The 13,114-nt window shown below is 62.1% G+C and carries 12 protein-coding genes; 10 read left to right on the forward strand and 2 right to left on the reverse strand.

Annotation, left to right across the window (positions count from 1 at the left end):
* The first annotated feature begins 9 nt into the window (after window positions 1-9).
* A complete protein-coding gene (locus tag NLM15_RS16560) occupies window positions 10-825 on the forward strand; it encodes a sulfotransferase (protein ID WP_254118128.1) in 816 nt (271 codons plus the stop codon).
* Window positions 826-1,267: 442 nt separating this feature from the next.
* The gene (locus NLM15_RS16565) at window positions 1,268-2,743 is read left to right on the forward strand and encodes a sulfatase-like hydrolase/transferase (protein WP_254118129.1); all 1,476 of its coding nucleotides are present in this window, start codon (window positions 1,268-1,270) and stop codon (window positions 2,741-2,743) included.
* 147 nt (window positions 2,744-2,890) lie between these two features.
* Here NLM15_RS16565 and NLM15_RS16570 read toward each other — a convergent pair whose 3' ends face one another.
* Together NLM15_RS16570 and NLM15_RS16575 are read right to left on the reverse strand one after the other, a co-directional pair.
* On the reverse strand, window positions 2,891-3,478 hold the full coding sequence (locus NLM15_RS16570; RefSeq protein WP_375166839.1) for an ANTAR domain-containing response regulator: 588 nt from the start codon (window positions 3,476-3,478) through the stop codon (window positions 2,891-2,893).
* Complete coding sequence (locus tag NLM15_RS16575; protein WP_254118131.1) at window positions 3,475-4,650, reverse strand: transporter substrate-binding domain-containing protein; 1,176 nt, start codon at window positions 4,648-4,650, stop codon at window positions 3,475-3,477. Before NLM15_RS16575 ends, NLM15_RS16570 begins: the two co-directional genes overlap by 4 nt.
* A gap of 409 nt (window positions 4,651-5,059) precedes the next feature.
* Between NLM15_RS16575 and NLM15_RS16580 the strand changes: the two genes are divergently transcribed.
* The 8 genes from NLM15_RS16580 (at window position 5,060) to NLM15_RS16615 (ending at window position 13,049) form a co-directional block, all read left to right on the forward strand.
* Entirely contained in the window at window positions 5,060-6,460 is a 1,401-nt protein-coding gene (locus NLM15_RS16580; RefSeq protein WP_254118132.1) for an amidase, read from the forward strand.
* A 17-nt stretch (window positions 6,461-6,477) separates the two neighbouring features.
* Complete coding sequence (locus NLM15_RS16585; protein WP_254118133.1) at window positions 6,478-7,476, forward strand: acetamidase/formamidase family protein; 999 nt, start codon at window positions 6,478-6,480, stop codon at window positions 7,474-7,476.
* Between the two features lie 34 nt (window positions 7,477-7,510).
* Window positions 7,511-8,752 carry an urea ABC transporter substrate-binding protein gene (locus NLM15_RS16590; protein ID WP_375166840.1) on the forward strand — a complete coding sequence of 414 codons (1,242 nt, stop codon included), beginning with the start codon at window positions 7,511-7,513 and terminating at the stop codon, window positions 8,750-8,752.
* 98 nt (window positions 8,753-8,850) lie between these two features.
* Window positions 8,851-9,717, forward strand: coding sequence for a branched-chain amino acid ABC transporter permease (locus NLM15_RS16595; RefSeq protein WP_254118134.1), 867 nt, complete (start codon window positions 8,851-8,853; stop codon window positions 9,715-9,717).
* A gap of 12 nt (window positions 9,718-9,729) precedes the next feature.
* Window positions 9,730-10,803 carry a branched-chain amino acid ABC transporter permease gene (locus tag NLM15_RS16600; RefSeq protein WP_254118135.1) on the forward strand — a complete coding sequence of 358 codons (1,074 nt, stop codon included), beginning with the start codon at window positions 9,730-9,732 and terminating at the stop codon, window positions 10,801-10,803.
* Between the two features lie 2 nt (window positions 10,804-10,805).
* The gene (locus NLM15_RS16605; RefSeq protein WP_254118136.1) at window positions 10,806-11,525 is read left to right on the forward strand and encodes an ABC transporter ATP-binding protein; all 720 of its coding nucleotides are present in this window, start codon (window positions 10,806-10,808) and stop codon (window positions 11,523-11,525) included.
* Window positions 11,515-12,240, forward strand: a complete 726-nt coding sequence (locus NLM15_RS16610) for an ABC transporter ATP-binding protein (RefSeq protein ID WP_256565446.1) — start codon at window positions 11,515-11,517, stop codon at window positions 12,238-12,240. The genes NLM15_RS16605 and NLM15_RS16610 overlap by 11 nt, the downstream gene beginning before the upstream one ends.
* A gap of 47 nt (window positions 12,241-12,287) precedes the next feature.
* Complete coding sequence (locus NLM15_RS16615) at window positions 12,288-13,049, forward strand: SDR family NAD(P)-dependent oxidoreductase (RefSeq protein WP_254118138.1); 762 nt, start codon at window positions 12,288-12,290, stop codon at window positions 13,047-13,049.
* The last annotated feature ends 65 nt before the right edge of the window (window positions 13,050-13,114 follow it).

The following is a 13,114-nucleotide window of genomic DNA, read 5'->3' on the forward strand; positions in this document are numbered from 1 at the left end:
TGCAGGATCATGCAAGGCGATATCCATTTCATCTCCGGCCTTCCGCGCGCGGGCTCGACGTTGCTGTCGGCGATATTGCGACAGAACCCGCGCTTTCGCGCCGGGATGACCGGACCGGTCGGCTCGCTGGTCGACGGCATGCTGCGCAGCATGAGCATGAACAACGAGACCGCGATCTTCATCACCGACGAGCAGCGCCGGGAGCTCATCAAGGCGATCTTCTCGACCTATTACGCCGATCTGCCGAAGGGGCATGTGGTGTTCGACACCAACCGCAATTGGTGCGCACGGCTGCCGCTGATCACCGAGCTGTTTCCACGCGCCAAGGTGATCTGCTGCGTGCGCCACATTCCCTGGATCCTGGACTCGGTCGAGCGGCTCATTCGCAAGAACAAGTATCAGCCGTCGGGCATCTTCAATTTCGAGCCGGGCGGCACGGTGTATTCGCGCGTCGAAGGGTTGGCCGCTCCCAACGGCATGGTTGGCTTTGCCTGGAATGCGCTGCGCGAAGCGTTTTGCGGCGAGCAGACCGCCTGCCTGCTGGCGCTGACCTATGAGACGCTGACCACCCAGCCGGAGCGGGCGATCGCGGCCGTTTACGAGTTCATCGGCGAGAAGCCGTTCGCCCATGATTTCCAGAACATCGAGTTCGACGCCGAAGAATTCGACCGCAGGATTGGTACGCCGGGTCTCCACAGGGTCGGCAAACGTGTGGAATCCCCGGGTCGTAAAACCGTGCTGCCGGGCGATCTCTGGCGCAAATACGAGAACGATGCTTTCTGGGGCGACCCCGCCCGTAACCCGAACCAGGTGAGGGTGATCTAGGGCAGGGTATGAACACCTCGAATTCGGTGTCTGTCTCGAGATTTTCTTGCTGACCGCCGATGCCTCGCTCGATAAGCGCGAGGTGAACCCGCAACGACACCAGCGCCAGCTTTTGGTCCGGCTTCGCCGAGCATCGGCTCGCGCAGCCCATTGCAAGATTTGTCCAATGTGAGCGGGTTGCTCACTCCCTGTTGATGTGTTGGACGATCCGTGCCGCGCGCGGGATGTAGCCCTGCGACGGGCGGGCGCCGCACATCAACGTTGCCACTTCGGTTAGAGGCCCCGAGGATGTCTGGCCTTATCTGGATTGCGGCCAGGCCAGCCACCAGCCTCCTCGATATGGTTAATTCATTCCACGTGTTTTCCGCAGTCGCAATTAATCTGAATTTCAGGACTCGCCTATAGATTGAACCAAGGGACAACAGTCTTTTTGGTTGCGAAAATGCTTCCGTCGTCAATGCCCGCCGATGCGCGCCAGGCCGCGCAAGGCCCTCAGAAGTGGTCCACATTCTTTAACGCGCTCGTTTCGCCCAACGTACGGCTACTCGCGGGCGGACTGCTGATTCCAAACCTGATCTCGCTCGCAACGATGGCTTCATTGGTCGATATCGGCTTCCCGCCGCGGTCCATCGCCATCGCTCTCTATGCCAGCATTGCCATCCTGGCGCGGCGCATTCCCTTCATGATCACGGCCGCGCTGTTTCTTGCCGCGCTCACCTTCGACGTTGTGCAAACGTTGTCTCTGATGTTCGGCCTCGGGCTAGGTGACTTGATGGCGGCTGTCGACCACGCGAGGCGCATCAATTTCTTCGCCTCTCCGCTCTATTTTGCTTTGATCGCCATGCTCGTCATGACCACGAGCGCGACCCTGGCATGCTTGAGGCCGCGCGCCGTGCTCATGAAGGCGAACATACCGGTTCTCTTCTTCGTGGCGCAGGCGTTCGGTGTCCTCGACTATGTCAGCAACGCATCGCCACACTACCATTTCGGCTCCACGATGGGGAGCAGTGAGCCGGTCCAATCCGCTGCGGAGGTGTCGGGTTTTAGGACGGCGGCGGGCGCTGACGGAAAAAACGTTGTCCTGGTGATCGTCGAGAGCCTGGGCTACCTGCAGGATCAGGACGCCCGAGCGCGCATAGCGGAACCACTGTATGACCAAAGCCTGACGAGGGATTACACGGTCACGTCCGGAAAAACGGTCTATTTCGGTTCGACGACCTCGGGCGAGATGCGGGAACTATGCAATACGCGCACATTCTACACGGAGTACGTTCAGAACGACACCAACACCTGCCTGCCTGATCTGCTGGCCGCGCGAGGGTATAGCAACATCGCCATGCACGGCTTCGCTGGAGGCATGTTCGAGCGTGAGCGGTGGTATCCGACAATCGGCTTCGACCAGGAATTTTTCCGCGACGAGTTGGTCAAAACGACCCACCGCGTATGCGGCAGCGCCTTCGCCGGCGCGTGCGATGCAGATCTTGCGCCCGTGATTTCTGCAGCCTCCCGCGACGCGGGAAAGCAAGGCAAGCCACGCTTCATCTATTGGCTCACCCTAAATACACATATTCCGGTCGCGCCCAGCCAAGCCCTGACGGATTTTCATTGCGGGATCGACGGTGGCGTCTTTGGGCGACCCAAGGTTTGCCGGATGGCCGAACTTTGGCACGACGTATTTGCCGTCGTCGCGAAGATAGCGCGCGACCCAGCCGTGGCGCCGGCCGACATCCTGGTCGTCGGCGATCATGCGCCGCCATTCTGGTCGAGGCATGACCGCGCCCAGTTCGAACCCGGTCAAGTGGCTTGGTACAGGCTCCAGCCCCGGCGAGCGCCTCCTATGCCGATGCCGGACGCTCTCAACCAACAGAGAGCATCGGTAAACGACGCGGCAAGTCTGAACCTCGTCAATTCGCGATGAGTGCTGCAGCCGCGGAAATCATCTAGCGGCGCGAATGTTCAAGAACGCCGCGGTGACCGAGAGAAATCTTGCCAGCATTTCGTGCAACGCAGGCCGTGTGGCGGTAATCCGAGCGTTCCGTTGGAAGGCGGCGAACCGGCAGGTGGCCTAACCGGTTGCGCGTGGGAGAATGCCCTTTGCCGTAATCTCCGCCGAAAGCTCTTCAATCGTCTTGCGTTGTTCCATGGCGGATCTGCGGATCAGTGCAAAGGCGGCTGGTTCCGCGAGCGCGTGCGAGTGCATCACCTGGAGAACGGCGGCAAGCACGACGCGACGCGACCGAAGACGCTGCTCGAGCTTGAGCACCTGCTGCTTCAATTCGTTGGTGCGTTCGTTGCGTTCGAACGCCATGACGAGCGCCGCGTAGATGCCGGCCGAGCGCAACGGCTTGACCAGGAATGAGGCCGGATCGAGTTCGAACACCAGCTTCAGGCGGCTCGGCGTCTCGGTGCCGAGCAGGGCGATGACCGGGCAGCGCCCCAGGAACGCACGTCGAGCCGGTTGTGTCAAAGGCAGGAACTCGTCATCGATCAACGCCAGATCCGGCGCGAAGTCGATCGCCCCTGTGGGGTCCCATGCGACGCTGTCGATCCCGAGCCGCTCAAACTGGCGCCGGACGATCGAGGCATCGCGTTCGTCCTTGATGGCGACGAGGGCCTTGCGTCCGCGTAGCGAAAATGAAGACGGTTTGCTCATTTCACAACCCGCAAATGTGGCGCATTCGGCAGCGCACTACCCTTCGACGTGTCCCTCGAAGGACTTACGGCAACGTCGAGCTGGGTCAGATAAGGATCAGGCTTAACAGGCGCGTCAGCTTCCCAGAAGATATCAAACTGTCCTTGCGGATTGGACACGGCCAACCGCGGTGTAAGGACGCAATGGTTGTTGCCGCCATCGATCCAGACTGGTCCTTGCGGCGAATTGTAGCGATGGCCGGCCGCAGCGCGCCGCACCTCCACGATATCAGATGTGCCTGCACGCTGCAGCGCGCGCGCCAGCAGATAAACCGCGACATAGGCGGATTGTCCGTCGACGGAGGGGCTGCTGTCCTCGCCATAGCGCGCCTTCCAGCGTTCGACGAACGCGCGGTTCTCAGGCAGGCGGATGCTTTCGAAATAGGCGGACGACGTGATGCACCCGGCCGATGCCGGTCCGACGATTGACAGTTCCGGCTCGCACAGGCTGCAGCTCAGCATCGGAATCTCGAGCCCGGCGGCCTTGGTGCCGGCGTGGAAGGCACGGATGAAGTCGTAGCTCGAGCTTCCGACCAACGTGTTGAACACGATGGGCGGCTTCCTCCGTACGATCTCGTCGACGATATGCCCGACGGCGCTTTCGCCGAGCTCGAGCAACCGTTCGGCGAGGATGTGGCCATCCGCCGCGTTGACCAATTCCCGGGTGACGCGATTGGTTTCCCATGTCCACACGTAGTTGGAGCCGACGCAGAAGATTTCGCGTGACAGATTGTCGAGCACGTAACGGACGAGCGGCAGGACGTTGTGATTGGGCGAGGCGCCGACATAGATGACGTTGTCGGAACACTCGAAGCCCTCATAGCGCGCAGGATACCAGAGCAGGCGATCGGTGCGCTCCACGATCGGCAAGACCTGCTTGCGCGACGCCGACGTGTAGCAGCCGATGATATGCTTGACGCCGACGTTGCGGATGAGGTCGTCGCAGACCGTATGGTATTCCGAGATGATGCCGCGGGGATCGCGAATATGGGCTGCGATCGAGAAGTCGAACTCCGCCTGGCTGTTGATCTCGTCGACCGCCATCATCGCGCTCTTGAGGATTTCGCGGCCCATGGCCTGATAGGGCCCGGACTGCGAGCAGATGATGCCAACGGGAACAGACGGTTTTGTCATTGACGGCTTTCGGTCGCGCAACGCAAAGATGAAATCATCATCGCCGATGACAGCGCAAGTGGCTTGCCGTTTTGCTGCGCAGCACTCTCGAAATTTAGGCAGACAGCATCGTTGACAATGCGACAGGCAGTTACTTAGACTTTCCTCCTACAGGGACTCCTGTCGAACCTCGCGTGCGCCGATCTGGCCGATGACGTCCAGCTCTTTGTACTAAGTGCTTCGTTCGATTTCGGACCCTAAGCGATAGTTCATAGCCGCGGCATTTGAGCCATTCGTCACCTCATTCGGGAGGGACGGGTGGCTTTTTGCGTTTGCCGCCAGGGAAGCTGGCAATGCGACCGCGTCGCCAGAACGTTGACGCATGCGCGGGGACGACCGCGTGTCACGTCGAGTGGGAGGATGAAGAACAATGGCAGCAGCAGATTTCCACTATCTGGGACTCGTCGAAGTCGGGCGGAAGATCCAGGCGAAAGAGCTGTCGCCGGTCGAAGCGACCAAAGCGATGCTCGGGCGGATCGAGAAGCTCGACGGCAAGCTCAAGAGTTTTGCGCATGTGATGGCTGACTCGGCGCTCGCTGATGCCGCCACGGCCGAGAAGGAGATCGCTTCCGGCAAGATCAGGGGGCTGCTTCATGGTGTGCCGGTGGCGGTCAAGGATCTCTGCTGGGCCAAGGGCGCGCCGGCGGCCCATGGTATGACCATTCATCGCGATTTCCGTCCCACCGAGGACGCAACGGTCGTTGCGCGGCTGAAGCATGCCGGCGCAATCATCCTCGGCAAGCTGCAGCAGACCGAGGGCGCCTACGCCGACCACCATCCGAAGATCGATCCGCCCAAGAACCCGTGGAACGCTGATCTCTGGCCCGGCGCGTCGTCGAGCGGTTCCGGCGTCGCGACCGCAGCGGGCCTCTGCTTCGGTTCGCTCGGCACCGATACCGGCGGATCAATCCGCTTTCCGTCCGCGGCCAACGGCGTCACCGGGCTCAAGCCGACCTGGGGACGTGTCAGTCGCTACGGCGCGTTCGAGCTTGCGGCGACGCTGGATCACATCGGCCCGATGGCGCGGAGCGCGGTCGATTGCGGCGCGATCCTCGGCGTCATCGCGGGGCAGGATCCCAGGGACACGACGTCGGTGCCGCTGGCCGTCCCCGACTATCTCGCGGGTCTATCCGGCGACCTGCGCGGCGTGACAATCGGCGTCGACCGGCGCTGGACCAGCGAAGGCACGGACGGTGACGCGGCCAAGGTGCTGACCGAGGGACTGCGTGTGGCGGCCGATCTCGGCGCGAAGATCAAGGAGATCACGTTCCCCGACACCAAGGCGGTTGTCGACGACTGGTTCCCGCTTTGCGGCATCGAGGTCGCCGTCGCGCACGAGGACACCTATCCGGCGCGCAAGGACGAGTACGGCCCTGCACTCGCGGGCTTGCTCGATCTCGGGCGGCAGCAGTCCGGCATGGACTACCAGAAGATCGTGCTCCGGCGCGAGGCATTCCGCGGCGCGGTGCGTGTGCTGTTCGAGACCGTCGATCTCATCGCGGTCCCGGCCCAGGCGTTCGCCGCGCCCACGCTCGCCAAGATGGCGGCACTCGGTGAGGACGCCTCGCTGATCGGCGGACTGCTCCGCTTCACGTGCCCGTTCGACATGACGGGAAGCCCGACCGTAACGCTTCCCGGCGGCTTCGCGGCGAATGGCGGTCCGGTCGGTTTCCAGTTCGTCGGGCGTCATTTCGACGAGGCCGGCCTGGTTCGCGCAGGCGATGCGTTCCAGCGCGTTACCGACTGGCACAAACGTCATCCCGGGATCTGAGCTGAGGAGACATTCGTATGTCTGCAGAGGACTGGTTGAAGAATTCCATCATGGCCAAGCGCGCGGTCGCAAAGGGCGCGACGGGTGCGACGCATAGTCTGACCATCGAGCAACAGGGCGGCTTCCACTACGTCTACGGTCCCTATGCCAAGCCCACCCTGTCGATCGACCCGGGCGGGGTGGTCGTCGTCGAGACGGAAGACGCCTTCGGCGGTGTGCTCACCAAGGAGAGCGACAGCCCCACGGCCAAATTGAACTTCCCCTATCTCAATCCGCAATGCGGACCGATCGCCATCAAGGGCGCCAAGAAGGGCGATTGCCTTGCGATCTATATCCGCGATGTCGAGACGCGGGGTGAACAGCCGGCCGGGACGACCTGCATCATTCCGGAGTTCGGCGGGCTGGTCGGGACAAGCTCGACGGCGCTACTCAATCCGCCGCTGCCGGAGCGCGTAAAGAAGCTGCATGTCGACAGGAACGGCGTGCGCTGGAACGACAAGATCACGCTGCCCTACGAGCCGTTCATCGGCACCATCGGCGTCTCGCCGGAGATCGAGGCGATCTCGTCACTGCAGCCGGATTACCACGGCGGCAACATGGATCTGCCCGACGTCGCTCCCGGCGCGATCATCTATTTCCCGGTGCACACCGACGGCGGGATGCTCTACGTCGGCGACTGCCATGCGACGCAAGGCGACGGCGAGCTGTCCGGCGTGGCGATGGAGCAGCGCGCGACCGTCACGCTGCAGGTCGACCTGATCAAGAACTGGAGCTTCGCATGGCCGCGGCTCGAGACGAAGGACTTCATCATGACGATCGGCAGCGCGCGTCCGCTCGAGGACGCGGCGCGCATCGCCTATCGCGAGCTCGTGCGGTGGATGGCGGCCGATTACGGCTTCGACGAGATCGACGCCTACATGCTGCTCAGCCAGGCCGGCCGCATGCGGCTCGGAAACATGGTCGATCCCAAATACACGATGGGGGCATCGATCCTGAAGAATTACCTCAAGCCATGACATCCAGCCGCTTTCAGAAACAGGGGATATCACGATGAATTCGGGACGTAAGTTCGGTATCGTTTTGCTCGGCGCCATGCTCGGTACAGCGGCGGCGATGAGTGCTGCTCGGGCAGCGGAACCACCGTTGAAGGTGGGTCTGCTCGAGGACGTGTCAGGCGACCTCGCCTTCATGGGCATGCCGAAGCTGCACGGCTCTCAGCTCGCTGTCGAGGAGATCAACAAGAGCGGGGGCATCCTGGGGCGACAAATCGAGCTGATCCATCTCGATCCGCAGGGCGACAACGCGCGCTATCAGGAATTCGGCCGCCGCCTGCTCAATCGCGACAAGGTCGACGTGCTGATCGGCGGCATCACCTCGGCTTCGCGCGAGGCGCTGCGTCCGATCGTCGATCGCACCTCGACGCCGTATTTCTACACCAACCAGTACGAAGGCGGCGTCTGCGACGCCAGCATGATCAGCATGGGCGCAGTGCCCGAGCAGCAGTTCTCGACGCTGATTCCGTGGATGGTCGAAAAGTTCGGCAAGAAGGTCTACGTCATCGCCGCCGACTACAATTTCGGTCAGATTTCGGCCGAGTGGAACCGCAAGATCATGAAGGATCTCGGCGGCGAGGTCGTCGGCGAGGAGTTCATTCCGCTCGGCGTGTCGCAGTTTGCGCAGACGATCCAGAACATCCAGAAGGCGAAGCCGGACTGGTTGCTCACGATCAATGTCGGTGCGGCCCAGGACTCGTTCTTCGAGCAGGCGGCGGCAGCCAACCTCAATCTGCCGATGGGGTCTTCGATCAAGGTCATGCTCGGCTTCGAGCACAAGCGGTTCAAGCCGCCGGCGCTCAACAACATGCACGCGACCGCCAACTGGTTCGAGGAGATCGACACACCCGAGGCCACCGAATTCAAGAAGCGCTGGCACGCGAAATTCCCCGACGAACTCTACATCAACGACATGGGGTATAACGCCTACAACGCGCTCTACATGTACAAGGCGCTGGTCGAGAAGGCGAAGTCGATCAAGCTTGACGACATGCGGAAAGTAATCGCGACCGGAGATGCCTGCATCGATGCTCCCGAAGGCAAGGTCTGCATCGATCCCAAGAGCCAGCACACCTCGCATCGCATGCGCCTGATCTCGGTCGGTCCGAAGCATGAGGTGAAGGTCGAGAAGGACTACGGGGTGATCCAGCCCTATTGGCTTGGCGAGATCGGCTGTGATCTCACCAAGAAGAACGACAAGGACCAGTACACGCCAAGCCATCTCCCGAAGAAGTCGTGACGCGCATCGGGCACGGATCTTGCTCGTGTTGAATGTCATGATCGCGAACAAAACCGGCGCCGCAACGATGCGGCGCCGGGATCGGCAAGGGGATCAAGATGTCGGCTGAAGTGTTCTCGGTATTCTATCAGTTCGCCGACGTGTTTGCGTTCCTCATTCTTTCGGCCGCGGGCCTCGCCATCGTGTTCGGCATGATGGGCGTCATCAACATGGCGCATGGCGAGTTCATCATGTGCGGCGCCTATGTGACAGTCGGCTTGGTGAATTTGGGCGTGCCGCTCGCGATCGCCCAGATACTCGCCGCGCTGACGGCGGGGCTCATCGGTGTCCTCGTCGAATTCCTGGTCGTGCGTCGCTTCTACAAGCGGCCTCTGGATTCCCTGCTCGCGACCTGGGGCCTCAGCCTCATCGTAACGCAATCGATGCTCCTGATCGTCGGGTCTGCCGTGCGAGGAATCGGCACGCCCGAGGGAAGCTTCGCAATCGGCGGCTATACGTTTTCGACCTATCGTCTGGTGCTGTTCGGCTGCGCGGTGGCCGTGCTGGCCGGTCTCTACATCATCTTCATGAAGACGCGTTTCGGCGTGATCGCCCGTGCGACGATGCAGAATGCGGCGATGGCGAAGGCGCTGGGCGCACGCACCGGCCGCATCTATGCGATCAGTTTCGGGATCGGCACCGGTCTCGCCGGGCTCTGCGGGGCGCTGTACGCGCCGACCATGACGCTGATCCCGACCATGGGCGCCACCTTCGTGGTCGAAAGCTTCGTCACGGTCGTGATCGGAGGGGCGAACGTGCTGCTCGGAACGGCGCCGGCCGCTGTGTTCCTGGCGATGATCCGGATGGCGTTGAATGCGAGCTACGGCCAGATCATCGGACAGATCGGAATGCTGGTCGCCGTCATCCTGATCATTCGGGTATTGCCCGAGGGGCTCTCCAGCGTGCTGGTTCGTCGTGGGCGCTAAAGGGGAATGTTGATGTTCAAGCTGCTGGAAGGCCCACAGACGCTCGGACGCGGCAAGTTGTTCTGGTCGTGCTTTGTCGCCGTGCTGGCAGGAGCGCTGGCCTATCCACTGTTCGCCGATTCCTACGACGTCGGCAATTTCGCCTACTTCCTGATCTGGATATTCATGGCGCTCGGCCTCTGCCTGATGTGGGGCTATGGCGGCATGCTGTCGTTCGGCCAGACCTTGTTCTTCGGCATCGCCGGTTACGGTTACGGCGTGCTCGCGATCAACATGGGCGGCGGCACCGCCACGATCGCGGCGCTTGTACTCTCTGTGTTTATCGCGATGGTCGCGGCTGGCATCCTCGGCTACTTCATGATCTGGGGCGGCATCAACGGTATCTTCTTCGGCATCGTGACACTGTCCGCAACGCTGGTGCTGGCCTTCTTTCTGGGCCAGACCGCGGGGCCTGAATGGCACATCGGCCCCGCCCGGCTGAACGGGTTCAACGGCATGAAGGGCATGGACCCGTTGACCGTCGGCGACTTCTATATCGAGGGCTCGGCGCTCTATTACGTCATGGTCGCGCTGATCGTGATCGTCTATCTCGCGCTGCGCATGCTGGTGAATTCGGGGATCGGCAACGTCATCGTGGCGACGCGGGAAAACCCGCAGCGCGCCGAGATGCTGGGTTACGACGTCAGGAAATACCAACTGCTGACCTTCGTGATCGGAAGCGGTCTCGCGGGCCTCAGCGGCGCCCTGTACACGTCGTGGGGTCAGTTCATCACCCCGTCGAGCATTGGCTTGCCGGCCGCTGCAATGCCGATCGTGTGGGTGGCCTTCTCCGGACGCAGCGATTTGACTGCGACCCTGATCGGGTCGTTCCTGTTGCTGTTCGGCTTCCAGACCATCACGGTCTACAGCCAACAGGCCGCACTGGTGCTGATGGGGGCGCTGCTCCTTGCCACGGTGATGCTCGCGCCGCAGGGCTTTGTGCTTGGCATCGGCAAGCTCGTTGCGGACTGGTGGAGCGGCCGCCGGCGGCGCGATGACGGTGCCGTCATGGTGGAGGCTGGCCGCTTGCAGTCGGAAGAGTCCTGATCATGACGCTGGTCGAAGTCAAAGGTGTATCCAAGCGTTTTGGCGGATTGACCGCCGTCTCCGATGTCGACCTTGCGGTCAACGCAGGCGAGGTCCACTGCCTGATCGGTCCCAACGGCGCCGGCAAGAGCACACTGTTCAAGCTGATCGTGGGTCTCTATCCGCCGACCCATGGCAGCATCCTGTTCGACAGCGTCGACATCACGGCTGAGCGTCCATACGCGCGCGTGCAGCGGGGCATGAGCATCAAGATGCAGGCTCCGAGCGTGTTCAAGGAGCTGCCGGTCCGGCAGAACATCCAGATTGCGCTCCAGGAGCGACTGTCCGGCGCGGAACGCATCGCCGAAGAGGATCGCCTGCTGACACTGCTCAACCTCGGCCCGGACAGCGAGAAGCTCGCGGGTGCGCTGTCGCATGGCCAGCAGCAATGGCTCGAGATCGGGATGGCGCTGGCGCTGAAGCCTCAGCTCCTGCTGCTGGACGAGCCGACTGCCGGGATGTCACCGGAGGAAACCTTCAAGACCGGCGAGCTGATCAAGTCGTTCAATGCCGAAGGCATGACGGTGCTTGTCGTCGAGCACGATATGGCCTTTGTGCGCCAGGTCGCCCAACGCGTCACGGTGCTGCATCTCGGCAAGATTTTTGCGCGCGGCAATCTCGAAAGCATTTTGCAGGACGAAAAGGTCGCGGAAATTTACCTCGGTAAGACCCATGCTCACTAAGCCCACACCCACTGGCCGGATTCTTGACGTATCGGACTTATGGGCGGGATACGGCGCGACGCCGATCCTGCAGGGGGTCACCATGTCGGTCTCGCGCGGCGAGATCGTCGGCGTGATCGGCCGTAACGGTGTCGGCAAGTCGACCCTGATGCGGTGCCTGATCGGCCTGCTGCAGACCTGGCGCGGCACGATCAGATTCATGGAGCAGGACGTCACAAAGCTCGAGGCGGACGCGCGGGCGAGGGCGGGCTTCGGATATATCCCGCAAGGGCGGGATGTCTTTCCGCAGATGACCGTCGAGGAGAACCTGCAGGTCGGCGAGTTGATCGGCGGTCCCGGCGGCAGGAAGCTGCCGGAGCTTGTCTATGAGTATTTTCCGCGGCTGAAGGAACGCCGGCGGCAGGCCGCGGGCACCATGTCGGGCGGCGAGCAGCAGCAGCTCGCCATAGGTCGCGCGCTGATCGGCAATCCGTCCTTGATGATCCTGGACGAGCCGTCCGAGGGCATCCAGCCCTCGATCGTACAACATATCTGCGAGGCGCTGAGGTCGTTCCGGAACGAGTTTGGGACCACGATCATCTTCGTCGAGCAGAATCTCGACACGATCCTGGCGATCGCCGAGCGATGTTACATCATGGAGAAGGGCAGGATCACGCAGTCACTGGCGGGAGGCGAGGTCAACGAGGACAATGTCCGCGAGCAGCTCCTGCTCTGAACGGCCGCATGGCATGTCTCTAAGTCGTCAACAGGGAGGGAATGGACATGGATCTGGGACTTAAGGGAGCAAAGGTTCTCGTCACCGGCAGCACCAAGGGCATCGGCAGGGCGATCGCCGACACCTTCGCAGCCGAAGGCGCCAATGTCGGCATCTGCGCGCGCAACCAGGCCGACGTCGACAGCGCGGTCACTGCGATCAAGGCGAAAGGCGTCGCGGCGTTTGGCAGTTCGGTCGACGTCTCCAACGGTCCGCCGCTCAAGGCCTGGGTGGAGGACATGGCGTCCAAGCTCGGCGGCATCGACATTGTCGTCGCCAATGTCAGCGCCTTGTCGATCGGGCAGGACGAGGAGAGCTGGGAGAAGGAATTCTCCACCGACATGATGGGCACGGTGCGGCTGGTCAATGCGGCGATGCCGTATCTGGAGAAGAGCAAGGCCGCCGCCATCGTCACCATCTCAAGCGTGTCGGGGCGCGAAGTCGATTTCGCCAGCGGCCCCTACGGCACGTTCAAGGCGGCGATCATCCACTACACGCAGGGGCTCGCCTTCCAGCTTGCCGGGAAGGGTATCCGCGCCAATTCGGTATCACCGGGCAACACCTATTTCGAGGGCGGTGTCTGGCATCAGATCAAGGACGGCAATCCCGAGCTGTACAAGACCGCGCTGGCGCTCAACCCGACCGGCCGCATGGGCACACCGCAGGAAATGGCGAATGGTGCGGTGTTCCTTGCCAGCAAGGCGGCGAGCTTCATCACCGGGACCAACCTCGTGGTCGATGGTGCCCTCACGCGAGGAGTGCAGTTCTAGGCGCTTCTCGCGCAGCGCAGTCACGAGACCGGGCCGTCAGCGGTGCCGGTGTGCGAAGCCGTTTC

This window comes from Bradyrhizobium sp. CCGB20, from assembly GCF_024199855.1.
GTDB lineage: Bacteria > Pseudomonadota > Alphaproteobacteria > Rhizobiales > Xanthobacteraceae > Bradyrhizobium.